This window comes from Actinophytocola xanthii (genome assembly GCF_001921205.1).
GTDB classification, from domain to species: Bacteria; Actinomycetota; Actinomycetes; order Mycobacteriales; family Pseudonocardiaceae; genus Actinophytocola; species Actinophytocola xanthii.
Window position 1 is genome coordinate 1 of the sequence record NZ_MSIE01000067.1, and the last position, 22,371, is coordinate 22,371.

A 22,371-nucleotide genomic window follows, 5' to 3' on the forward strand; every position below is an offset into this window, starting at 1 on the left:
GCGCGGAGCGGGTGCCGGTCACCAGCGGGGTGGACCGGGCCATGTTCGGCTACTTCGCGGCCAAGCGGGCGGCGGAGCTGGTCGTCGCGGAGTCCGAACTGGGCTGGACCACGCTGCGGGCAACGCAGTTCCACGACCTGTCGCTGACCGCCGTGCGGCAGATGGCGAAGCTGCCGGTGATCCCGGTCCCGGCGGGCATCTCGTTCCAACCGGTCGACGCGGCGGAGGTCGCGGACCGGCTCGTCACACTCGCCCTGGGCTCCCCGGCGGGGCTCGTCCCCGAGGTCGGGGGGCAGAAGGTCTACCCGATGACCGAGCTCGTCCGCGGGTACTTACGGGCGGCCGGCAAGCATCGGCTGATCATGCCGCTGCGGCTCCCGGGGGGCGCGGCGCGTGCGATCCGCGACGGCGCCAACCTCGCGCCCGACCACGCGGTCGGCGGCCGCACCTGGGAGCAGTTCCTCGCCGAGCACGTGGCCAAGCGGCAGGGGCACGGCGCGGACGTCGTCCCGATGGAAGGGGTTACTCCTCGATCTCCTTGACCTTGCCCTTCTTCTTGCGGCGCTTGACCTCGACGCCGCCCCAGAAGGCAAGACCGGTGATCTTCACGAGCGGCGCGCCTGGCCTGGGCTGGATCTGGTCCTGCACCCGGTTCTCGAACCCGCCCATGAGGGCCGTGCCATTGACCTGGACGGTGATGTCGTCGGGCACGAAGATCTCGACCCCACCCATGATGGCGAACGCCTGGATCGTGGTCTCCGCGTCCTCGAACCGGGCTTCGGTGAGGTCGATCTGGACGCCACCCATCATGGCGAAGGCGGTGAACGTAGGCGGAACGGTCCACACGCCCTTGCGGTCCGTCCCGGACATGACGGCCACGGCGGCGGAGGACGTCCCCCGGCCACCGATCCGGCTCACCGCCGAAGGCGCTGGTTGCGGCAGCTGCAACGCGTTGGTCTGCTGCCCCACCGGGAGGTCCCGGGTGATCGGCTCGAGGTCGCCGAAGGTCTTCGCCGCGTAGACCTTGTCCAGGCGTTCCTCCAACTCGGTGACCGTGAGCCGGCCCTCGGCCATCGAGTCGTGCAGGACCCTGGCGACGCGTTCCCGGTCATCGTTCGACACCCGCATCTCGCGCGGGTCTGGCACCGCAGGGAGGTCACTCACGTCGTGAGATTAGCGCGACAGGCGGCCTGTGCCACGGGTCGGTCACCACCGCGTTCGAGCTACCGTGTCCCCTCATGGACGTGCGCACCGTCGACCACCCGCTGGCCAAGGCCCGCCTGACCGTCATGCGGGATGCCCGCACGGACAACGCCACCTTCCGCGCCGCGTTGCACGAGCTCACCGTCATGCTCATCTACGAGGCCATGCGGGAGGCGCCGGTGCGCACCGAGCGCATCCACACCCCGGTCGCCCGGACCGAGGGGTACTGGCTGGCGAACCCGCCGCTGCTGGTCCCGGTGCTGCGGGCAGGGCTGGGCATGGCCGACCAGGCACACAAGCTGATCCCGGACGCCCAGATGGGGTTCGTCGGGCTCGCCAGGAACGAGGAAACGCTGCAGCCGACGCCGTACATGGAGTCGCTGCCCAGCTCGCTCGCCGGCCGCCCGGTGTTCGTGCTCGACCCCATGCTGGCCACCGGCGGGTCGATGGAGTACACGATCCGGCTGCTCACCGACCGCGGCGCGACCGACGTGACCGCGGTCTGCGCCCTGGCGGCGCCGGAGGGGATCGAGCACCTGGCCGCCTCGGGTCTGCCGGTGCGGCTGGTGACGGCGAGTGTGGACGAGCGGCTGAACGACTCCGGGTTCATCGTGCCGGGCTTGGGTGACGCCGGAGACCGGCAGTACGGGGCGGTCTGAGTCTCGTCCACCGTGGTATCACGATGGTACCGTCAGGAGCATGGCGATGACCCTGAGGCTCTCGGACGAGGAGAATCAGCACCTCGCCGAGCTGGCCGCCGCGGAAGGCCGGTCCAAACAGGAGATCATGCGGCTCGCGCTCGCCGAACGGTGGGCGCGGTTGCAGAAGGAGCAACAGCTCGCCGAGGTCCTGAGCCGGGTACTGCCTCGCTACAAAGGGTTGCTCGACCGCATCGGAACCGCCTGAATCTGTCGGTGCGTAGTGGCATGATCGCCCGGTGATCATGTACCTGGACGCCAGCGACCTGCTCGTGCTGGCCGCTGCCGTCACCGGCGGTGACCTCGTGGTGCGCGATCTCGGTCTGCTCGACTCCGCCGCCCATCGGCCTCGGGCCACGGTCCTTGGCGTGCAGGCCTACGACACGCTCTGGCTCAAGGCGGCCGCTCTTCTCGACTCCATCGTCTGCACCCGGCCGCTCGCCGAGGGGAACTGGCGCCTGGGCTGGGTCGCCGCCGTCGCGCTGTGCGACATGAACGGCTGGTGGGTCGACGCCGACGAGGACGAGGCACTCGACCTGGTCCGCGAGGTCGGCCGGGGCAGCGTCGGCGTACCCGAGATGGCGGCCCGGCTCGAGCAGTGGGCCAAGCCGAAGGAGAGGTAGACCGGAGCCAGACGGCCTGACTTGACCTGGAGCGCACTCCAGCTTCTACCGTCGAGGGGTGACCTACGCGATCGCCGAGGCCGCCCACCGCAGTGGGCTGTCGATCGACACACTCCGTTACTACGAGCGCATCCAGCTGATCGACCCGCCCGCCCGTGACTCCGGTGGCCGGCGCGCCTACACCGACGAGGACCTGGTCTGGCTGGTGTTCCTCACCAAGCTGCGCACCACCGGCATGCCGATCCGGATGATGCGCGAGTACGCCCGGCTGCGCCACCAGGGTGTGGCCAGCGCCGGGCGGCGCAAGCAGATCCTCGTCCAGCAACGCACCGAGGTCCTCGGCCGCATCGCCGAGCTGAACTCCTGCCTCGACGTGCTCAACTACAAGATCGCCAACTACGAACAGTGCGAGCGGGACCTCGAGGAGCAGGCCCCCGGCCGGCTGGCCGAGGCCTCCGCGTAAGGCGTCCAGCACCGCTGGTGTCCCATGTCCCGCCGTTCAAACCCTTCCGAGGCAGTACATCTAGGCCATCAGCGAGGCGGCGACCGTGGCGCCGAGCTCCCAGCAGGCACGGAGGTCCTCCCGGCTCGGCTCGCCGGTCACCGTGACGTGCGGGGTGGCCTTGGCCCAGCCGAGGCCGGTGACGATCGAGTCGATGCCGCGGATCGCGCCGGTGGCGTCGTTGTTGCCGTGGACGTAGAGACCGAAGGGCCGGCCGCGGGTCGCGTCGAGGCACGGGTAGTAGGCCAGGTCGAAGAAGACCTTGAGCGCGCCGGACATCATCCCGAGGTTCGCGGGCGTGCCCAGCACGTAGCCGTCGGCGGCGAGGGCGTCGGACACGCTCGCGGAGAGCGCCGGGCGGCTCACCACGTCGACGCCCTCGATCTCCTCCGCGCGGGCACCCGCCAGTACGGCCTCGTACATGGCGCGCAGGTTCGGCGAGGGCGTGTGGTGGACGATCAACAGGGTTGCCACGTCACGCCTCCAGCAGCGCCGACACCTCGTCGCGCAGCGAGGACATGCGTTCGGCCGCTCTGGACCTCGCCGCGGCCAGGTCATCGGCCGGCTCGACGACCTCCAGGTACGCCTTGACCTTCGGCTCGGTGCCCGAGGGGCGGATCACCACCCGCAGGCCCTCGCCGCGCAGCCGCAGGATGTCCGGCGCCGGGTTGTCCTGCTCGACCTGGCCGCCGCCCAGCGCGGTCGGCGGCGTCCGGCGCAGTGCGGCCACCAGCGGGGCGATCCGCGCGACGTCGGTGAACCGCAGGGAGATCTGGTCGGTCAGGTGGACGCCGTGCTTCGCCGCCAGGTCGTCGAGCGCCTCCGGGACGGTCCGGCCGTCGGCTTTCAGCGTCGCGACCAGGTCGCAGGCCAGCACCGCGGCCGAGATGCCGTCCTTGTCCCGCACGGACCCTGGGTCGACGCACAGGCCGAGGGCCTCCTCGTAGGCGAACACCAGGCCCTCGCCCGCCCGCATCAGCCACTTGAAGCCGGTGAGCGTCTCCGCGTAGCGGGCGCCGTGCGCCGAGGCGATCCTGCCCAGCAGCGACGAGGACACGATCGTGGTGGCGACCAGGGGGTCGGGGTGTGCGGCGCGGTCCAGTGTCGACAGAACGTGCTCGCCGAGGAGGGCGCCGGTCTGGTCGCCGCGCAGCATCCGCCAGCCGTCGGCGAAGCGGACGCCGAGGGCACAGCGGTCGGCGTCCGGGTCGAGGGCGATGGCCAGGTCCGCCTCGGCGGCGGACGCGGCGGCCAGCAGGAGGTCGGCGGCGCCCGGCTCCTCCGGGTTGGGGAAGGCGACCGTGGGGAAGTCCGGGTCCGGGTCGGCCTGCTCGGGGACCAGCGCAACGTCGGTGAAGCCCGCCGCGTGCAGCGCCCGCAGCGCGGTCTCACCGCCGACGCCGTGCATCGGGGTGAGCACGACGCGCAGGTCACGCGCGGTGCCGCGGGGGAGTCCGGCTGTCCGCGTGACATAGCCGGACAGGTCGTCGACCGGCAGCGCGCCGGGGGCGGTCGGCACCGAGCGGGCGGGCGGCGCGGCCTGGATCGCCGCCTCGATCAGCCGGTCGTCGGGCGGCACGATCTGCGCGCCGTCCCCGGCATAGACCTTGTAGCCGTTGTCGGCGGGCGGGTTGTGCGAGGCGGTGACCTGGATCCCGGCCACCGCGCCGAGCGAGCGCACCAGGAACGCGGTGACCGGTGTCGGCAGCGGCCCGGGCAGCGTCCTGACGACGAACCCGGCCGCCGTCAGCACCTCGGCGGCGGCGGAGGCGAACTCGGCCGAGCCGTGCCGGGCGTCCCGGCCGACGACGACGGTGCCGCCGCCGTGCCCACCGTCCCGCAGCCACCGCGCGACACCGGCCGTGGCCCGTACCACCACGGCCCGGTTCATCCCGTTCGAGCCGGCCCGGACCGGGCCGCGCAGGCCCGCCGTGCCGAAGGTCAGGGTGCCGTTCATCCGGTCGGTGAGCTCCTCGACCGCTCCCGGGACGGCGCCCATGGCCTCGGCCACCACCCGTTGCAGCTCGCCAGCGGTCGCGGGGTCCGGGTCGTCGGCGATCCAGCGCATGGCTCGCTGCCGGAGCTCGGACGGCAGGCTCATGAGTGTTCGACCAGGGCGCGCAGCAGGCCGCCCATCCGCCCGGCTGCCGCACGGCCGGCCTCGAGGACCTCCTCGTGGTTCAGCGGCTCGCCGGTCACGCCAGCGGCGAGGTTGGTCACCAGCGACAAGCCGAACACCTCTGCACCGGCAGCGCGGGCGGCGATCGCCTCCAGGACCGTCGACATGCCGACCAGATCCGCGCCCAGCGTGCGCAGCATCCGGATCTCGGCGGGGGTCTCGAAGTGGGGGCCGGGCAGGCCCGCGTACACGCCCTCCACCAGGGCCGGGTCGATCTCGCGGGCCAGTGCGCGCAGCCGTGGCGAGTACAGGTCGGTGAGGTCGACGAACTGGGCGCCGACCAGCGGCGAGGTCGCGGTGAGGTTGAGGTGGTCGCTTATCAGGACCGGCGTGCCGACGGGGATCCCGTCACGGAGGCAGCCGGCGGCGTTGGTCAACACGACCGTGCGGCAGCCCGCGGCGACGGCCGTGCGCACGCCGTGCACCACCGCGGCGACGCCGCGCCCCTCGTAGTAGTGGGTGCGGCCGAGGAGGATCAGCACCCGGTGCTCACCCACCCGCAGCGACCGGATGGTCCCCCCGTGCCCGGCGACGGTCGGCGCGGTGAACCCCGGCAGCTCCGCCATCGACACCTCGGCGGAGGCCTCACCCATCCCGTCCGCGGCCGGCCGCCACCCCGACCCCAGTACGACGGCCACCTCGTGGCTCTGCTGGCCCGTGTGCTCGGCCAACGCCTTTGCCGCCTCGTCGGCCAGCACCTGATGGTTCACCGTCTCAGTCACGGCCGCGAGCCTAGGGCGCGTCCGCACAGTCCTGGTCGATGGGCTTCGTGATCCAGGTCGTCGCTGGCAAGGCGGAGGGCAGGCCTCGTACCGGGTTGTACTCGGCCTGTCCGACAACGCCGCCAGCGGCGGGCTGGGCGCGAAGACCGCGATCGAGGGCTTTGCGGACGTGCCCTAGTGCGCTGGCCTGCGCCGTTCACCCGTCGGCGCCCGCTGCCCGGGCGGCGTCCGGGTCAGCCGGTGACGGTGAAGGTGGGGAGGATGCGGTCGAACAGGGCGCGGCGGCCGCTGTCCTCCTGGTCGATCGGCACGGTCACCGACACCACCCACAGGTCGACGCCCAGGGGGTAGAGGGCGGCGAACGTCACGCGGTTGAGGTTGCGGGCGTTCGGCACCCCGGGGGCGAGGCGGGCGGCCTCGGCCGTCGTTCGGTAGGTGAGCTGTTGGGCCGGTTCGATGCCCTTGGGGTCGATGCCCTTGAGGGGCGCGCTGTCCTCCGGGCTGAACGAGGCATCCCCCTTCGCCCCCAACATGGCGATGTACTCGTCGATCGCATGGCCCGGGTAGTACTCCGGGAACCGCTCGATCGTCAGCGCCTGCGTGCCGTTCGGGGACACGAAGTACACCCTGGTGCTGGACTGGTCCTCGCCCTGGCGCTCCTCCACGAACCGCATCCAGTCGGTCGGCACCTCCACCTGGTAGCCGCCCCCCTGGGCGCCGTTGACGGTGGCGGCGTCCCCGGTGCGCGGGGTGAACTCCTCGCCTGGCTCGTCCTGGACCTGGGTGGTGGGCTGAGCGCTCGGCCGCGGCGGCAGCACCGACTCGCCGCCGGCGATCCTGGCCAGGGCGAAACCGCCGCCGGCCGCCGCCAGGAACAGGAGCACGCCGACCACGACCAACACGACGGGCGGGACCCCCCGGCGGCGGGGCGCGCGGGTGGGTGCGAACGGCAGCGGGCCGGGCGCCGGGGCGAGGGTGGAGGCCGTGGTGTCCGCATTCGGCGGTGGCTGAGGGGCGACGGGTCGGGTCACCTTGGTCGGTGCGTCGTCGCCGATGGCCCCGGCCAGGCGGCGCAGGTCCTCCTCGGACAGCAGCGGCGTCGACGGCGGCGGGAGCAGCGGGTGCAGGCGGTTGCGTACCTCGGCCAACGGGAGGCGCCCGGCCGGGTCCTTCACCATCAGTGCGGCCACGAGGTCGGCTAGCGGGCCCTCGTGCGTCGGGCGGGGGACCTCGCCGTGGACCACCTCGTTGAGGACCTCCACCACGCTGCCGCCGCCGTCGTAGGGCGGTTCGCCCTCGAGGACGGCGAACAGGGTCGCGCCGAGCCCCCACAGGTCCGCGGCCGGGGTCACGGGGTCGCCCACCGCGACCTCGGGCGCGATGTAGCACGGCGAGCCCAGCATGATCCCGGTGCGAGTCATCGTCTTCTCCGACACGTTCCGGGCGATGCCGAAGTCGGTCAGCTTCACCTGGCCGTTCCCGCCGACCAGGACGTTGCCCGGTTTGACATCGCGGTGGGTGATGCCGGCCTGGTGCGCGGCGGCGAGCCCGGCCGCCACCGCGTCGGCGATCGCCGCGGCGACCGGCGTGGGCAGCGGCCCCAGCGCGGTGAGCAGCTCGGCCACGCTGTGCGCCGGCATGTACTCGGTCACCACGAACGGCTCGCCGTCCTCGTGCGCCACGTCATGCAGGGTGATCACGTTCGGGTGCGACAGGGCCGCGATCGCCCTCGCCTCGCGCAGCGTTCGCTCGCGCAGCTCGGCCGCCTCGGCGTCGGGCACCCCCGGGGGCAGCAGGACCTCCTTCACCGCCACCGTGCGGCGCAGGAACTCGTCGTAGGCCTCCCAGACGGTTCCCATCGCGCCCTGGCCCAGGCGTCGGCGCAACCGGTACCGGCCGGCGACGACCCGGTCGCGGGCTGCCGCACCGGCGTCCTCACCGGTGTCGGGGCCGGAACTGGGCTGGGACACGGCGCCTATTCTGCGGCATTCCCCACAGGTTCTGCGGCATTCCCCACAGGCGTCGGGTGACGACCGGCGATATCCGTAGCATTGCCGGGTATGACCTCGGCGGAGCGGCTGACGTTGGCCTCGGACTTTCCGGCGGTGAGCCGGGACCAGTGGCGCGAGCTGGTCGAGCGGGTGCTGCGGAAGTCGGGTCTCGAACCCGACGGACCCGGCGGCGCCGAGGCGGCGCTGCGCAGCCCGACCCACGACGGGTTCACCCTCGCGCCGCTCTACACCGCCGAGGACGCCGCCCCGGACCCCGGCTTCCCCGGGCTCCCGCCGCACGTGCGCGGCGGCCGACCGGAGGGGCGGGTGCTCACCGGCTGGGACGTCCGCCAGCGCCACGTCCACCCCGACCCCGACATCACCCGGCGCGCCATCCTCGCCGATCTCGAGAACGGCGGCACCTCGCTCTGGCTGGTGGTCGGCGCCGCCGGCCTGCCGGTCGACGCGCTCGCCGACGCCCTGGCCGACGTCTACCTCGACCTCGCCCCGGTCACGCTCGACGCGGGTCCGGACGCGACCGAGGCCGCCGACGCGCTGCTGGCCGTGTACGAGGACCGAGGCGTGCCCGCCAGCGCGGTGCGCGGCAACCTCGGCGCGGACCCGATCGGGCTGCGCGCCAGGACCGGAGAAGCCGGCGACCTCGACAGCGCCCTCGACGCCGCGGGCGCGCTCGCGGCCCGGGTCGCGGCGTCCCACCCGAACCTGCGCACGGTCGTGGTCGACGCCCTGCCCTACCACGAGGCGGGTTCCTCCGACGGCCAGGAGCTCGGCTGCGCGCTCGCCACGGGCGTCGCCTACCTGCGCGCGCTCACCGCGGCCGGGCTGGACACCGACGCCGCCGCCGGCCGGCTGGAGCTCCGCCTCGCCGCCACCGCCGACCAGTTCGCCACGATCGCGAAGTTCCGCGCCGCGCGCCGGCTCTGGGCGCGGGTCGCCGAGGTCTGCGGCGCGACGACCCGGGTCGTCCCCCAGCACGCGGTGACCTCCTCGACGATGATGACCAGGCGGGACCCCTGGGTGAACATGCTGCGCACCACGTTGGCCTGCTTCGCCGCGGGCGTCGGCGGCGCGGACGCGGTCACCGTGCTGCCGTTCGACGCGGCGCTCGGGCTGCCCGACCCGTTCGCCCGGCGCATCGCCCGCAACACCCACACGATCCTGCTCGAGGAGTCCAGGGTGGCCGGCGTGATCGACCCGGCCGGCGGCTCCTGGTACGTGGAGCGGTACACCGAGGACCTCGCCCAGGCCGCCTGGGCCGTGTTCACCGAGATCGAGCGGGCCGGCGGCATCGCCAGCGCCCTGGACAGCGGACTGGTCGAGGATCGGATTGGCGCCACTCGCGCTGCCAGGGCAGCGCGCTTCGCCGAGGGCGAGGAGGCGATCGTGGGGGTGACCGTGTTCCCCGACGAGGACGAGAAGCCCCTGGTGCGGCGGGAGTCCCCGGCGCCGCCGGCCGGCGGCCTGCCCAGGGTGCGGTACGCGGAGCCGTTCGAGGCGCAGCTGGAGGGCCGCCCATGAGCATCCCCGACTTCTCCCACGTCGAGCTGGGCGAGCCGGCCGCGGCCACCGCCGAGGACTGGCAGGCGGCCGTGCAGGAGGCCACCGGCAAGGCCCCGGACGCGCTGGCCTGGGAGACCCCGGAGGGGATCGGGCTCAAGCCGCTCTACACCCGGGAGGACCTCGCCGAGCTGGACTTCCTCGACACCTACCCCGGCATCGTGCCGTACCTGCGCGGCCCCTACCCCACGATGTACGTCAACCAGCCGTGGACCATCCGCCAGTACGCCGGGTTCTCCACCGCCGAGGAGTCCAACGCCTTCTACCGCCGCAACCTCGCCGCCGGCCAGCGCGGGCTGTCGGTCGCCTTCGACCTCGCGACCCACCGCGGCTACGACTCCGACCACCCGCGCGTTGCCGGCGACGTCGGCATGGCCGGGGTGGCCATCGACTCGATCTACGACATGCGCCAGCTGTTCGACGGCATCCCGCTGGACCGCATGTCGGTGTCGATGACGATGAACGGCGCCGTGCTGCCGATCCTCGCGCTCTACGTGGTGGCCGCCGAGGAGCAGGGCGTGCCGCAGGACAAGCTCTCCGGGACCATCCAGAACGACATCCTCAAGGAGTTCATGGTCCGCAACACCTACATCTACCCGCCGCAGCCGTCGATGCGGATCATCTCCGACATCTTCGCGCACACCTCAGCCCACATGCCCAGGTTCAACTCGATCTCGATCTCCGGCTACCACATGCAGGAGGCGGGCGCGACGGCCGACCTCGAGCTGGCCTACACGCTCGCCGACGGCGTCGAGTACATCCGCGCCGGTGTCGACGCCGGGCTCCCGGTCGACTCGTTCGCCCCGCGGCTGTCGTTCTTCTGGGCCATCGGCATGAACTTCTTCATGGAGGTCGCCAAGCTGCGCGCGGCCCGCCTGCTGTGGGCGAAGCTGGTCAAGCAGTTCGAGCCGACGTCGGACAGGTCGCTGAGCCTGCGCACGCACTGCCAGACCTCGGGCTGGTCGCTGACCGCCCAGGACGTCTACAACAACGTCATCCGTACGTGTGTCGAGGCCATGGCCGCGACCCAGGGGCACACGCAGTCACTGCACACCAACGCCCTGGACGAGGCGCTGGCGCTGCCGACCGACTTCTCCGCCCGCATCGCCCGCAACACCCAGCTGCTGCTCCAGTACGAGTCCAACACCACCCGGGTGATCGACCCGTGGGGCGGCAGCGCGTTCGTCGAGCGGCTGACCTACGACCTGGCCCGGCGGGCCTGGGAGCACATCAGCGAGGTCGAGGCCGCCGGCGGGATGGCCCGCGCGATCGACGCCGGCATTCCCAAGCTGCGCATCGAGGAGGCCGCGGCGCGCACCCAGGCCCGCATCGACTCGGGGCGCCAGCCGGTGATCGGGGTCAACAAGTACCGGCTCGACGACGCCGACGAGCACGTGGAGGTGCTCAAGGTCGACAACGCCGGGGTCCGCGCCCAGCAGGTCGAGAAGCTGCGGCGGCTGCGGACCGAACGTGACCAGAACGCGGTCGACGCCGCGCTGCGGGCGCTGTCCGACGCGGCGGGCGGCAGCGCGAACCTGCTCGCCGTGGCCATCGAGGCGGCCAGGGCGAAGGCCACCGTCGGCGAGATCTCCGACGCGCTCGGCGCGGTCTGGGGCCGCCATTCGGCGCAGATCCGTACGATCTCCGGGGTGTACTCGGAGGAGGTCGGCGCGGCATCCGACGTGGACAGGGCCAGGGCGGTCGTCGACGCGTTCGCCGAGGCCGAGGGGCGCCGGCCGCGCATCCTGGTCGCGAAGATGGGCCAGGACGGGCACGACCGCGGCCAGAAGGTGATCGCCACCGCGTTCGCCGACCTCGGCTTCGACGTCGACGTGGGTCCGCTGTTCCAGACCCCGGCCGAGGTCGCGCGGCAGGCGGTCGAGGCGGATGTGCACGTCGTCGGGGTGAACTCGCTGGCGGCCGGGCACCGCACGCTGGTGCCGGCGCTGCGTGACGAGCTGGCCGAGCTGGGCCGGGACGACATCATGATCGTGGTCGGCGGCGTGATCCCGCCCCAGGACCACGACGAGCTGCGCGAGGCCGGTGCCGCGGCGATCTTCGGGCCGGGCACGGTGATCCCGGCGGCGGCCACCGACCTGATCGCGAAGCTGTCCGAGCTGCACGGGCACACCGCCTAGTGGCCCGAGAGATCGACGTCGACGCGTACGCCAAGGGCGTGCTCGCCGGTGACCGGGGGACCGTGTCCAGGGCCATCACGCTCGTGGAGTCCCAGCGGGCCGACCACCGGGAGCTGGCCCAGCGACTGCTCGTGGAGCTGCTGCCGCACGCCGGCGGCGCGCACCGGGTGGGCATCACGGGCGTGCCGGGGGTTGGCAAGTCGACGTTCATCGACGCGCTCGGGTCGATGCTCACCGAGGCCGGGCACCGGGTGGCGGTGCTCGCCGTCGACCCGTCGTCCTCCCGCACCGGGGGCTCGATCCTCGGCGACAAGACCCGCATGTCGCGCCTCGCGGTGGACCCCGCGGCCTTCATCCGCCCCTCGCCGACCTCGGGCACGCTCGGCGGGGTCGCCAGGGCCACCCGGGAGACGATCGTGCTGATGGAGGCCGCCGGCTACGACGTGGTGCTGGTGGAGACCGTGGGGGTGGGCCAGTCGGAGATCTCCGTGGCCGGGATGGTCGACTGCTTCCTGCTGCTCACCCTCGCCCGCACCGGCGACCAACTGCAGGGCATCAAGAAGGGCGTGCTGGAGCTGGCCGACGTGATCGCGGTGAACAAGGCGGACGGCGACCACGAGGTGCCGGCGCGCAAGGCGGCCCGCGAGCTGTCCGGGGCGCTGCGGCTGCTCCGCTCCCCGGAGGTCGGCTGGACCCCGCCGGTACTGACCTGTAGCGGCCAGACCGGCAAGGGCCTGGACACGCTCTGGGAACAGGTCGAGCTGCACCACCGGACGCTGGCCGGGACGGGAGAGCTGGCGGCCAGGCGGCAGCGCCAGCAGGTCGACTGGACCTGGGCGATGGTGCGGGACACCGTGCTCACCCGGCTGCGCGAGCACCGCGGGGTGCGGGAGGTCGCGCCGGACCTGGAGCGGGCGGTGGCCGATGGTGAGCTCACCCCCACGCTGGCCGCGCGGCGGATACTCGAGGTGTTCGCGGACTCACCGCCCGGTGATTAGGCTAGGAGGCATGCGGAGTGCCTCCCGAATCGTGGTCATCGCCCTGGCGGTGCTGTTCCTGGCGCTCCCGGCGCTGCCCGCCGCGGCCGCTCCGGCGTTGCTCGACCAGCCGCCGCCGACCGCGCCGTCCCAGCCCGGCTCCACCGCCCCGACCGGGGTTCGGCTCGAGCCGGCGGACACCGAGGAGGATCGGGCGGAATCCCGCCGCAAGATCGTCATGGGCGTGGCCTCGGTGGTGTTGCTCGGTCTCGTGATCTGGGGACGCAGCGTCAAGCGCAAGAAGGCCAAGGCCGGGTGACCGGGTCGTTGGCCGATTGTGATCGTTTAGCGAGACCGAAGAAGACCCGCCGTTCGGCGCAGTGAGTTGACCGGCAATCGGTCAACAAGTGTTTCTCGTTCGATCCTCCACCGGCCATGGTGCAGGATTAACCGGGTGACAGTGGTCGATTCGCGCTCCGACATGTCGGGGGACCGGGACGATGTGACAGCAGCGGACGGGGTCGGCGTGCTGATTACCGACGAGGGCGTCAGTATGCCCACTGTGGAGGATATCGGTGCGGGACGCGGGCCCGCCTGGCTCGACGAGTGGCTCACGCGCAACTCGCCCGAGGTACGGGCCTGGTACCGGCACATCCACGCACACCCGGAGTTGTCGCGCAACGAGTTCGCCACCACCGACATGGTGGCCGGCCTGCTGTCCTCCGCCGGGCTGCGTCCGAAGATCTTCGACAGCGGCACCGGGCTCATCTGCGACGTCGGCGCCGGCGAGCGCTGCGTGGCCCTGCGGGCCGACATGGACGCCCTTCCGGTCACCGAGCTGACCGGGCTGCCGTTCGCCTCGACCGTGCCGGGCGCCGCCCACGCCTGCGGCCACGACGCGCACACCGCCATGCTCCTCGCCGCCGGCCTGGCGCTGGCCTCGGCACCCGAGCTGCCGGGCCGGGTGCGGCTGGTGTTCCAGCCGGCTGAGGAGATCATGCCGGGCGGCGCGCTGGACGTGATCGCGGCCGGCGGTCTCGACGGGGTGGAGTCGATCTTCGGCCTGCACTGCGACCCCCGGCTCGAGGTGGGCTACGTCGGCTCCCGGGTCGGCGCCATCACCTCGGCCACCGACCTGCTCGAGCTGCGCCTGACCTCGCCCGGCGGGCACACCTCGCGCCCGCACCTGACCGCCGACCTGGTGCACGCGCTGGGCACCGTGATCACCGGTCTGCCGGCCCTGCTGTCCCGCCGCATCGACCCCCGGTCCGGCACGGTGCTCGTCTGGGGCGCGGTGCACGCCGGAGAGGCACCCAACGCCGTGCCTCAGGACGGAGTGCTGCGCGGCACCCTGCGCACCGGCGACCACGAGATCTGGGCCGACCTGGAGCCGCTGGTGGCAGGCCTGATCCAGTCGCTGCTCGCGCCGACCGGTGTCGGGTTCGAGCTCGAGCACCGGCGGGGGGTGCCGCCGGTGGTGAACGGCGAGGAGAGCACCGCGGTGCTCTGCGCCGGCGTGGAGGCGGCCCTCGGGGAGCACGCCCTGACCACCACGCGGCAGTCCTCCGGCGGTGAGGACTTCGGCTGGTACCTGGAGCACGTCCCTGGCTCGTTCGCCCGACTCGGTGTCTGGTCCGGCCAGGGGCAGATGCCCGACCTGCACCAGCCGACCTTCCACCTGGACGAGCGCGCCCTGATGACCGGGGTCCGCGTGCTCACCCACACCGCGCTGGCCGCACTCGCGGCCGGCTGAGGACCTCACTCCGCGCCGGCCACCCGCCGGCGCGGGCTCAGTAGTGGTCGCCCTGGTCCCGATCGTTGGCGAGGATCAGCATCAGCACCATCACCAGCGTGTAGAGGCCGATCGCGATCCCGGCGTTGACCAGGCGGTCCCATCCGCCGCCTGCCTCGTCGAGCACCCAGCTCAGCGCGCCGAACCCGGCGACCACCAGGAAGATCGCGAAGCAGACCTTCAGGAACCGGCCGTAGGAACACCACCGGGTGCAACTCCCCGGGTTGAGGTGCTTGCACAAGGAGTCACCGTGGCCGGTCCGCGGTAACTGCTTGATGGAGTGGCGACTCACAAGGTGGCCCCGCAGAAGGCGCAGCGACCTGTCCCGCTGGCCTCAGGCTCGTGCCGTCCGCTCGGGCTGAACGGGCATTCTGGCCGTGCTTCCATGACGTCCACTATTCCCCGTGGAAGTCACCCAATCAAGACCTTGACATAACGGTATGTAATTACCCGGATGTCAGGGGCCGATTCCGTGGCACGGTCTGATCCGCAGGTCGGCGACATAGTCGGCCGGCGCTCCGGCGGACTCCGCGGCATCGGACACCACGCCCAGGTACCGGGCGGAGGGCAGCCCGCCCTCATAGGCGTCCAGGACGTACAACCAGGCCAGCACCGACCCCTCGAGCGTCTGCACCCGCAACCGGATCTTCGAGTGCAGCCCCAGCTCGGAACCCTCCCACCGGTCGAGTCGTGCCTCGTCCTCCGGCGTCACGTCGTAGAGCACGACGAACACCTGGGAGCCCGGCTCCTCGACGATGGTGGCGAGGGCGCCTTCCCAGCCGAGGTCCTCACCGCCGAAGGTCAGCCGCCAGCCGACGAGCCAGCCGGTACCCGCCATCGGCGAGTGCGGAGCTCGCTCCATCATCTGAGCTGGATCCATGTTGGACCCGTACGCGGCGTAGAGCGGCACGTCGACAGCGTAGCGATACCCGGGATCATGTGCGTCGTGATGGCGCCAACGTGTTGGCCGCCGGGCCGCCGCGTACGGTTGGCCCCGTTGGAAACAGCGCGGGACAGCGACACCGTGGAACAGCGACACCGTGGACAGCGACACGAGGGACAGCGACATTGAGGGGAGTCGACAGTGACCCGGATCGTGATCATGGGCGGGGGCCCGGCGGGTTACGAGGCAGCGCTGGTCGCCGCGCAGCACGGCGCCGACGTCACGATCGTCGAGCGCGACGGGCTCGGCGGCGCCTGCGTGCTCTACGACTGCGTCCCGTCCAAGACCTTCATCGCCTCCGCTGGCGCCCGGTCGAGCTTCCACAACGCCGACGAGCTGGGCATTCGCACCGACAGCCACGTGCCGCCGGTCGACGTTCCGGTCGTCCACGGACGGGTGAAGGGGCTCGCGCTCGCCCAGTCCGCGGACGTCCGCAACCGGGTCCAGCGCGAAGGCGTCCGGGTGATCAGCGGAACGGCCAGGTTCTGCGACGAGCGGACCGGGCTGGCCGCACACCAGGTGGCGGCGGTGGGCCACGACGGCGAGGTGGAGAAGCTCGAGGCGGACGTCGTGTTGATCGCCACCGGCGCCACCCCCCGCGTCCTGCCCGGCGCCGAGCCGGACGGCGAGCGGATCCTGGACTGGCGGCAGATCTACGACCTGCCCGAGCTGCCCGAGCACCTTGTCGTGGTCGGCTCCGGCGTCACCGGCGCCGAGTTCGTCTCCGCCTACACCGAGCTGGGCGTGCGGGTCACGCTGATCTCCAGCCGGGACCGCGTCCTGCCGCACGAGGACGCCGACGCCGCCGCCGTCCTCGAGGACGTCTACGCGGCCCGGGGCACCGAGGTGGTCAAGCACGCGCGGGCCGAGCGGGTCGAGCGCACGGCCAAGGGTGTCGTCGTGCACCTGCGCGGCGGGCAGACGGTCGAGGCCAGCCACGCCCTGATGACCGTCGGGTCGGTGCCCAACACCGCCGACCTGGGCCTGGAGAAGCTCGGTCTGCAGACCGCCGAGGGCGGGTTCGTCTCGGTCGACCGGGTCTCCCGGACCAGCGTCCCCGGCGTCTACGCCGCCGGGGACTGCACCGGGGTGCTCATGCTGGCCTCGGTCGCCGCCATGCAGGGCAGGATCGCCATGTGGCACGCGCTCGGCGAGGGCGTGGCGCCGATCAAGCTGAAGACCGTGGCCGCGAACGTCTTCACCCACCCGGAGATCGCCACCGTCGGCATCAGCCAGCAGGCCATCGACTCCGGCGAGGTGCCGGCGCGGACGATCATGCTGCCGCTGGCGACCAACGCCAGGGCCAAGATGGAGGGCCTGCACCGGGGCTTTGTCAAGCTGTTCTGCCGCCCGGCGACCGGCGTGGTGGTCGGCGGCGTCGTGGTGGCGCCGACGGCGAGCGAGCTGATCCTGCCGATCGCGCTCGCGGTGCAGAACCAGCTCACCGTCGAGCACCTGGCCCACACGTTCGCGGTGTACCCGTCGCTGTCCGGCTCGATCACCGAGGCCGGGCGCCGGCTGATGCGCCACGACGATCTGGACTGAGGGACCTGGACTGAGGGACCTGGACTGAGGGACCTGGACTGAGGGGCTCGGGGCGGCCGCCGCGCGGCCGCCCCGACCAACCGCCTAGTCGTCCTCGGCGACCCAGTCGAAGGTCCGGGTCACCGCCTTCTTCCACTGGCCGAAGGTCTTCTCGCGGGCGGCGTCGTCCATCGACGGCGTCCACTCCTTGTCCTTGGCCCAGTTGTTGCGGATGTCGTCCTCGCCGCCCCAGAACCCGACCGCGAGCCCGGCGGCGTAGGCGGCGCCCAGCGCGGTGGTCTCGGCGACCACCGGCCGGATCACCGGCACCCCGAGGATGTCGGCCTGGAACTGCATCAGCAGCTCGTTGCCGACCATGCCGCCGTCGACCTTCAACGACTTGAGCGGCACGCCGGAGTCGGCGTTCATCGCGTCGATGACCTCGCGGGACTGGAAGGCCGTCGCCTCCAGGACCGCACGCGCCAGGTGGCCCTTGTTCACGAACCGGGTCAGGCCGACGATCGCGCCGCGCGCGTCCGATCGCCAGTACGGCGCGAACAGCCCGGAGAACGCCGGCACGAAGTAGCAGCCGCCGTTGTCCTCGACCGTGCGGGCGTGCTCCTCGATCTCCGGCGCCGAGGTGATCATCCCGAGGTTGTCCCGGATCCACTGCACGAGCGAGCCGGTGACCGCGATCGAGCCCTCCAGCGCGTACACCGGGTCCTGGGAGCCGATCTTGTAGCAGACCGTGGTCAGCAGGCCGTTCTCCGAGGCCACCTGCTCGTTGCCGGTGTTGAGCAGGACGAAGTTGCCGGTGCCGTAGGTGTTCTTGGCCTCGCCGACCGACAGGCACGCCTGGCCGAACGTCGCCGCCTGCTGGTCGCCGAGGATACCGGCGATCGGCACGCCGGCGAGCGCGCCGCGCTCCCGGACCTTTCCGTACTCCTCCGAGGAGGAGCGGATCTCCGGCAGCATCGACAGCGGAATCCCCATGTCCTCGGCGATCGACGCGTCCCAGGACAAAGTGGACAGATCCATGAGGAGGGTGCGCGAGGCGTTGGTCGGGTCGGTGACGTGCACGCCGCCGTTCGGCCCACCGGTCATGTTCCACAGCAACCAGGTGTCCATGTTGCCGAACAGGAGCTCGCCGGCCTCGGCTCGCTCGCGTGCGCCGTCCACGTTGTCGAGGATCCAGCGGACCTTCGGGCCCGAGAAGTAGGTGGCGAGCGGGAGACCGGTCTTCGCCTTGTACCGGTCCTGGCCGCCGCCGAGCGCCTCGAGCTCGGCGCAGATCCGGTCGGTTCTGGTGTCCTGCCAGACGATCGCGTTGTAGACGGGCTTCCCGGTGGACTTCTCCCACACCACTGCCGTCTCACGCTGGTTGGTGATGCCCACCGCCACGACGTCCGAGGCGTGCAGGTCGCCCTTTGCCAGCGCGCCGGCGGCGACCTCCCTGGTGTTGCGCCAGATCTCCTCCGGGTCGTGCTCGACCCAGCCGGCACGCGGGAAGATCTGCTCGTGTTCCTTCTGGTCGACGGAGACGACCTCGCCGGCGTGGCTGAACACCATGCAGCGGGTGGACGTCGTGCCCTGGTCGATCGCGGCTACGTAGCTCGTCATTGATGTGCCTCTCTGGTTCAGCCGACCGGCAGGATCTGGAAGAGGAGTCCGGCGAGGACGCCACCGATGATCGGGCCAACCACCGGCACCCAGGAGTAGTTCCACTCCGGGCTGCCCTTGCCCTTGATCGGCAGCAGCGCGTAGACGATGCGCGGCCCGAGGTCGCGAGCCGGGTTGATCGCGTACCCGGTCGGGCCACCCAGCGAGGCGCCGATGCCGATCACGACGAACGCCACGGCCGCGTAACCGAGTGCCGAGTTGCCGAAGGTCGGCACGCCGCCGTCACCCGGCGCGGCGGCCGGGCTCAGCAGGATCCAGAACACCAGCACGAACGTGCCGATGATCTCGGTGACCAGGTTCCAGCCGTAGTTGGGCACGGTAGGCCCCGTGCAGAAGATCCCTCGCGTGCCCGCCGGGTCGTCATGGGTGTCGAACTGGAGCTTGTAGGTCAGCCAGGCCAGGGTGGCGCCGATCATGGCGCCGAGCATCTGTCCGATGAGGTAGGCCGGGACCTCGGCCCAGCCGAAGTTGGAGTTGCCCGTGGCGATCAGGCCCAGGGTGACCGCCGGATTGAGATGTGCGCCACTCGGGTTCGCGATGCTCGCGCCCGCGAACACCGCGAAGCCCCACGCGATGGTGATCATCAGCCAGCCGCCGTTGTTGCCGAGGCTCTTCTTGAGCACGACGTTCGCGACGACACCGGCGCCGAGCAGGATGAGCGCGGCGGTGCCCAACAGTTCCCAAACAAGAATCTCGCCGAAGTTCAGATCCACGACCACTCCTTCGTGCCGAAGTGGTAGGCGTCCGTGGCCTGGAGGGTGGGGCGCCGGTGCCTACCCTGAGCGATCTCGGACGCTACGCCGGGCATGGTCAACTTGTCCAGACGACGATTACCGGCAGAAACGCGCTTGTCGGACGTTCGGACGGTAGCGTGGATCGGGTCCGGGTCAGCAGTAGTCGAGGAGGGTCCGTGAACGACCGCACCACGCACTCCACTTCGGACACGATCGGTGGTCGACTGGGGACGCAGGAGCGAGAGCACACCTGGCGCCGGCTCAGCGAGGAGATGTTCGACCTCGTCGTCATCGGCGGCGGCGTCGTCGGTGCCGGCACGGCGCTGGACGCGGCGACGCGAGGGCTCCGGGTCGCGCTGGTCGAGGCGCGCGACCTCTCCTCGGGCACCTCCAGCCGGTCGAGCAAGCTGTTCCACGGCGGACTGCGCTACCTGGAGCAGCTCGAGTTCGGCCTCGTGCGCGAGGCGCTGCGGGAGCGTGAGCTGATGCTCACCCGGCTCGCGCCACACCTGGTCAAGCCGGTGAGCTTCCTGTACCCGCTCACCAGGCGGGTGTGGGAGCGCCCCTACACGGCTGCCGGCCTGCTCATGTACGACACCATGGGTGGTGCCCGGTCGGTGCCCGGCCAGAAGCACCTGACCCGCGCCGGCGCGCTGCGCATGGTGCCCGCGCTGAAGCGGTCCGCGCTCATCGGCGGGATCCGCTACTACGACGCGCAGGCCGACGACGCCCGGCACACGATGACCGTGGCACGCACCGCCGCCCACTACGGCGCGGTGATCAGGACCTCGACCCAGGTCGTCGGGTTCGTCCGGGAAGCCGACCGAGTCTCCGGCGTCCGCGTGCACGACGTGGAGAACGGCCGGGAGACCGAGGTCAGAGCGAACGCGGTGATCAACTGCACCGGCGTCTGGACCGACGAGCTGCAGCGCATGTCCGGCTCGCGCGGCCGGTTCCGCGTCCGGGCGAGCAAGGGCGTGCACATCGTGGTGCCCCGGGACCGGATCGTCTCGGAGTCCGGGCTGATCCTGCGCACGGAGAAGTCCGTGCTGTTCGTGATCCCCTGGCGCAACCACTGGATCCTCGGCACCACCGACACCGACTGGAACCTCGACCTCGCCCACCCCGCGGCCACCAAGCACGACATCGACTACATCCTGGAGCACGTCAACGAGGTCCTGGCGACGCCGCTGACCCAGGACGACATCGAGGGCGTGTACGCGGGCCTGCGGCCGCTGCTGGCCGGGGAGAGCGAGGAGACCTCGAAGCTGTCCCGCGAGCACGCGGTGGCCCGGGTCGCCCCTGGCCTGGTCGCGATCGCCGGCGGCAAGTACACGACCTACCGGGTGATGGCCGCGGACGCCGTCGACGCGGCCTCGGCGGACCTGCCCGGCCGCCTGCAGCCCTCGATCACCGACAAGGTCCCGCTGCTCGGCGCCGACGGGTACCACGCCCTGGTGAACCAGGTGGACCAGCTCGGCAGCCGGCACGGCCTGCACCCCTACCGGGTCCGGCACCTGCTCGACCGGTACGGCTCGCTGGTGCACGAGGTGCTGGCACAGGCCGAGGGCCGCCCCGAGCTGTTGCGCCCGCTGACCGCCGCGCCGGACTACCTGCAGGTCGAGATCGTCTACGCGACCAGCCACGAGGGCGCGCTGCACGTCGAGGACACCCTCGCCCGGCGCACCCGCATCTCGATCGAGTACCCGCACCGGGGCGTCGACTGCGCCGAACAGGTCGCCCGGCTGATGGGCGAGGTTCTCGACTGGGACGAGGAGACGATCCGCCGCGAGATCGAGGTCTACACGGCCCGGGTGAGCGCCGAACGCGACTCCCAGACCGAGCCGGACGACCACGCCGCCGACGCCCGCCGCTCCGCCGCCCCCGAGGCCCGGCCCGAGCTACTGGAGCCCCAGCCAGCCACGTGATCGCGCCCGGCTCACACCGTGAGGTGGTCCGGGTCCTCGTCCGAGCCGGAGCCGTGCAGGGCGGTCAGGTGCTGGAGGAGCCGGCGGTGGTCGGCGGGGGAGATCGTCGTCCACGGCTCGGCGTCCGGGGCCGAGCTGCGCAGGTGCAGGTAACGGCCGTCCGGGGTGTCGAAGAAGGAGAGCACCCGCGGTGCCCGCACCCGCCGGCCCCAGCGGTCGCGGGCGGCGCTGCCGAACTGGCCCTGCCGCACGATGTCGCCGATCATCGTCGCCAGCTCGGCGCTGTCGGCCTGGCGGACGCCGCGGGCGATGAGGGCGGCCTCGAACGCCGTGCGCCCCGTCGCCTCGTGCGCGGCGGCCTCGAAGTCGGCGGTGGGCAGGGTCAGCGAGCGGCCGGGCCCGGCCGGCGCGGGCGGGAGCACGGACAGGGCGTACCGCGGCAGGCCGCTCGCCTCGGCCGGGCCGAGCGTGAGCGACGAGCCGGACAGCGTGGCCAGCACCGCCTCCTCGCCGGTGGCGGCGGCCAGCACCCGCAGGGGCGAGCCGAGCCACAGCCGGCCGTCCACCTCGCGGTCGGGGCGGCGGAGCAGCGAGATCAGGTGGGCCAGGCGGGGGTCGAGGTTCACCGGACCCCCGAGCCCGCGTGCCTCGAGCGAGGACCAGGCCTGGCGGACCAGCCGGTTTCGCTCGAGGTCCGTTCGGCCCGGTGAGGGCACCCGCAGCACCAGCGGCATCTCCTCCGGCGCGCGCTGTTCCCAGAGCACGTCGAACTCGAGGGTGCTGATCGTGATCGGGTCCGCGGTCCCGGTCGGCGAGCCGAGCGTCATCGACCCTGCTGGCCGTCTCCGATCACCGTCGGCGGGAGCTTGTGCTCCTCGTCGAGGATCGACACCGACTCGGTCACCTCGTCGCTCTCGCGGAAGTCCCGCCGCCGCCGCTGGCTCTGGCCGACCACCGGCTCGTCGTCACCGAACCACTGGCTCGACCCGATGGCCTCCATGCCGAACCGGCGCATGGCCATCTTGTCCTGCTGGCCGACCCCGCCCGGTGCGCCGGCGGCCGGGGCGATCGGCGCGCCGGACTGCTGGGCCGCGGCCGCGGCCTGGCTCGCCGCGGCGGCCTGCATGTCGCTGGCCGGCAGCCCACCGAGGCCGGTCGC

Annotated in this window: 23 protein-coding genes; 12 read left to right on the forward strand and 11 right to left on the reverse strand. The window is 72.1% G+C overall.

Translation table 11 applies throughout. The annotated features are described in order from the left end of the window. Positions 1 to 542: SDR family oxidoreductase (locus BU204_RS40315; protein ID WP_198943043.1), on the forward strand; the 542-nt coding region annotated here is incomplete at its 5' end. Here BU204_RS40315 and BU204_RS30180 read toward each other — a convergent pair. Next, positions 523 to 1,164: a DUF1707 SHOCT-like domain-containing protein gene (locus BU204_RS30180; RefSeq protein ID WP_075129186.1), complete on the reverse strand. Its 642-nt coding sequence runs from the start codon at positions 1,162 to 1,164 to the stop codon at positions 523 to 525. The genes BU204_RS40315 and BU204_RS30180 overlap by 20 nt on opposite strands. A 74-nt stretch (positions 1,165 to 1,238) precedes the next feature. On the opposite strand from BU204_RS30180, the gene upp reads away from it, so the two are divergent. The 4 genes from upp to BU204_RS30200 are packed head-to-tail and all read left to right on the forward strand — an operon-like array spanning position 1,239 to position 2,987. After that, positions 1,239 to 1,862 carry a uracil phosphoribosyltransferase gene (gene upp / locus BU204_RS30185; protein WP_075129187.1) on the forward strand — a complete coding sequence of 208 codons (624 nt, stop codon included), beginning with the start codon at positions 1,239 to 1,241 and terminating at the stop codon, positions 1,860 to 1,862. A gap of 40 nt (positions 1,863 to 1,902) precedes the next feature. Beyond that, positions 1,903 to 2,109: a type II toxin-antitoxin system VapB family antitoxin gene (locus tag BU204_RS30190; protein ID WP_075129188.1), complete on the forward strand. Its 207-nt coding sequence runs from the start codon at positions 1,903 to 1,905 to the stop codon at positions 2,107 to 2,109. 31 nt (positions 2,110 to 2,140) lie between these two features. After that, a complete protein-coding gene (locus tag BU204_RS30195; RefSeq protein ID WP_075129189.1) occupies positions 2,141 to 2,524 on the forward strand; it encodes a type II toxin-antitoxin system death-on-curing family toxin in 384 nt (127 codons plus the stop codon). 58 nt (positions 2,525 to 2,582) lie between these two features. Continuing rightward, complete coding sequence (locus BU204_RS30200; protein ID WP_075129190.1) at positions 2,583 to 2,987, forward strand: MerR family transcriptional regulator; 405 nt, start codon at positions 2,583 to 2,585, stop codon at positions 2,985 to 2,987. Positions 2,988 to 3,047: 60 nt separating this feature from the next. On the opposite strand, the gene BU204_RS30205 is transcribed toward BU204_RS30200, so the two are convergent. The 4 genes from BU204_RS30205 to BU204_RS30220 all read right to left on the reverse strand — a co-directional run bounded on the left by BU204_RS30205 (position 3,048) and on the right by BU204_RS30220 (position 7,897). Next, on the reverse strand, positions 3,048 to 3,500 hold the full coding sequence (locus BU204_RS30205) for a flavodoxin family protein (RefSeq protein WP_075129191.1): 453 nt from the start codon (positions 3,498 to 3,500) through the stop codon (positions 3,048 to 3,050). A 1-nt stretch (position 3,501) separates the two neighbouring features. Next, positions 3,502 to 5,127 carry a phospho-sugar mutase gene (locus BU204_RS30210; protein ID WP_075129192.1) on the reverse strand — a complete coding sequence of 542 codons (1,626 nt, stop codon included), beginning with the start codon at positions 5,125 to 5,127 and terminating at the stop codon, positions 3,502 to 3,504. Next, a complete protein-coding gene (locus BU204_RS30215) occupies positions 5,124 to 5,903 on the reverse strand; it encodes a purine-nucleoside phosphorylase (protein WP_143229861.1) in 780 nt (259 codons plus the stop codon). Before BU204_RS30215 ends, BU204_RS30210 begins: the two co-directional genes overlap by 4 nt. A gap of 257 nt (positions 5,904 to 6,160) precedes the next feature. Further along, the gene (locus tag BU204_RS30220; protein ID WP_075129193.1) at positions 6,161 to 7,897 is read right to left on the reverse strand and encodes a serine/threonine-protein kinase; all 1,737 of its coding nucleotides are present in this window, start codon (positions 7,895 to 7,897) and stop codon (positions 6,161 to 6,163) included. 90 nt (positions 7,898 to 7,987) lie between these two features. On the opposite strand from BU204_RS30220, the gene BU204_RS30225 reads away from it, so the two are divergent. From BU204_RS30225 to BU204_RS30245, 5 genes are all read left to right on the forward strand, one after another. Continuing rightward, positions 7,988 to 9,457, forward strand: coding sequence for a methylmalonyl-CoA mutase subunit beta (locus BU204_RS30225; RefSeq protein WP_075129194.1), 1,470 nt, complete (start codon positions 7,988 to 7,990; stop codon positions 9,455 to 9,457). Next, entirely contained in the window at positions 9,454 to 11,634 is a 2,181-nt protein-coding gene (gene scpA, locus BU204_RS30230; protein WP_075129195.1) for a methylmalonyl-CoA mutase, read from the forward strand. The genes BU204_RS30225 and scpA overlap by 4 nt, the downstream gene beginning before the upstream one ends. Next, positions 11,634 to 12,632, forward strand: a complete 999-nt coding sequence (gene meaB / locus BU204_RS30235) for a methylmalonyl Co-A mutase-associated GTPase MeaB (RefSeq protein WP_075129196.1) — start codon at positions 11,634 to 11,636, stop codon at positions 12,630 to 12,632. The genes scpA and meaB overlap by 1 nt, the downstream gene beginning before the upstream one ends. 10 nt (positions 12,633 to 12,642) lie before the next feature. Further along, the gene (locus tag BU204_RS30240; RefSeq protein WP_075129197.1) at positions 12,643 to 12,930 is read left to right on the forward strand and encodes a hypothetical protein; all 288 of its coding nucleotides are present in this window, start codon (positions 12,643 to 12,645) and stop codon (positions 12,928 to 12,930) included. 135 nt (positions 12,931 to 13,065) lie between these two features. Beyond that, a complete protein-coding gene (locus BU204_RS30245) occupies positions 13,066 to 14,364 on the forward strand; it encodes an amidohydrolase (RefSeq protein WP_075129198.1) in 1,299 nt (432 codons plus the stop codon). Positions 14,365 to 14,401: 37 nt separating this feature from the next. Here BU204_RS30245 and BU204_RS30250 read toward each other — a convergent pair whose 3' ends face one another. Both BU204_RS30250 and BU204_RS30255 read right to left on the reverse strand, forming a co-directional pair. Beyond that, positions 14,402 to 14,644 carry a hypothetical protein gene (locus BU204_RS30250; RefSeq protein ID WP_143229860.1) on the reverse strand — a complete coding sequence of 81 codons (243 nt, stop codon included), beginning with the start codon at positions 14,642 to 14,644 and terminating at the stop codon, positions 14,402 to 14,404. 216 nt (positions 14,645 to 14,860) lie between these two features. Next, the gene (locus BU204_RS30255) at positions 14,861 to 15,313 is read right to left on the reverse strand and encodes a gamma-glutamylcyclotransferase (RefSeq protein ID WP_075129200.1); all 453 of its coding nucleotides are present in this window, start codon (positions 15,311 to 15,313) and stop codon (positions 14,861 to 14,863) included. A 174-nt stretch (positions 15,314 to 15,487) separates the two neighbouring features. Between BU204_RS30255 and BU204_RS30260 the strand changes: the two genes are divergently transcribed. After that, positions 15,488 to 16,891 carry an NAD(P)H-quinone dehydrogenase gene (locus BU204_RS30260; RefSeq protein WP_075129201.1) on the forward strand — a complete coding sequence of 468 codons (1,404 nt, stop codon included), beginning with the start codon at positions 15,488 to 15,490 and terminating at the stop codon, positions 16,889 to 16,891. Positions 16,892 to 16,975: 84 nt separating this feature from the next. Here BU204_RS30260 and glpK read toward each other — a convergent pair whose 3' ends face one another. Then, positions 16,976 to 18,490, reverse strand: a complete 1,515-nt coding sequence (glpK, locus tag BU204_RS30265) for a glycerol kinase GlpK (RefSeq protein ID WP_075129202.1) — start codon at positions 18,488 to 18,490, stop codon at positions 16,976 to 16,978. 17 nt (positions 18,491 to 18,507) lie between these two features. Beyond that, on the reverse strand, positions 18,508 to 19,257 hold the full coding sequence (locus BU204_RS30270; protein ID WP_075129205.1) for an MIP/aquaporin family protein: 750 nt from the start codon (positions 19,255 to 19,257) through the stop codon (positions 18,508 to 18,510). 299 nt (positions 19,258 to 19,556) lie between these two features. On the opposite strand from BU204_RS30270, the gene BU204_RS30275 reads away from it, so the two are divergent. Beyond that, positions 19,557 to 21,212, forward strand: coding sequence for a glycerol-3-phosphate dehydrogenase/oxidase (locus BU204_RS30275; RefSeq protein ID WP_083661764.1), 1,656 nt, complete (start codon positions 19,557 to 19,559; stop codon positions 21,210 to 21,212). A gap of 11 nt (positions 21,213 to 21,223) precedes the next feature. Here the strand turns inward: BU204_RS30275 and BU204_RS30280 are convergent, their stop codons facing one another. Continuing rightward, positions 21,224 to 22,039, reverse strand: coding sequence for an ESX secretion-associated protein EspG (locus tag BU204_RS30280; protein ID WP_075129203.1), 816 nt, complete (start codon positions 22,037 to 22,039; stop codon positions 21,224 to 21,226). Continuing rightward, positions 22,036 to 22,371 (reverse strand): hypothetical protein (locus tag BU204_RS40320; protein ID WP_158073532.1); only part of this gene is annotated, 336 nt, incomplete at its 5' end. The genes BU204_RS40320 and BU204_RS30280, both read right to left, overlap by 4 nt.